This window comes from Pseudoalteromonas sp. GW168-MNA-CIBAN-0100 (assembly GCF_040309225.1).
Taxonomy (GTDB): domain Bacteria; phylum Pseudomonadota; class Gammaproteobacteria; order Enterobacterales; family Alteromonadaceae; genus Pseudoalteromonas; species Pseudoalteromonas arctica.
Genome location: NZ_JBEOOL010000443.1, coordinates 1 through 285, shown reverse-complemented (window position 1 = coordinate 285; position 285 = coordinate 1). Strand labels below are relative to the sequence as shown.

The 285-nt window shown below is 39.3% G+C and carries 1 protein-coding gene; it reads left to right on the top strand.

Annotated elements, in window-relative coordinates; translation table 11 throughout:
• A partial coding sequence (locus AAEY62_RS21870; protein WP_350636501.1) for a two-component regulator propeller domain-containing protein occupies positions 1-285 on the top strand: 285 nt, incomplete at both ends.

The window sequence follows — 285 nt, the reverse complement described above, 5'->3', positions numbered from 1 at the left end:
AACAAGGGCTTAGCCTATTTAACCCTAAAACAGAGGCTTTTGGGGAGTTTGCTCAGTTTGCAGGTGTATGGATCACCGATATCTTAGTTGACGACACCGATACCTTGTGGCTAACAAGTTATGGTAAAGGTTTATTTTACAAAACAGAGCAAAGTACATCTAAAAATAATTTTCAGCACATACCGCACAATAAGCAGCAACTAAATGGGCTTGCTAATGATTACCTATTGTCACTTTATCAAGATCGGTTCGGTATCATTTGGATTGGTACAGATGGCTATGGGT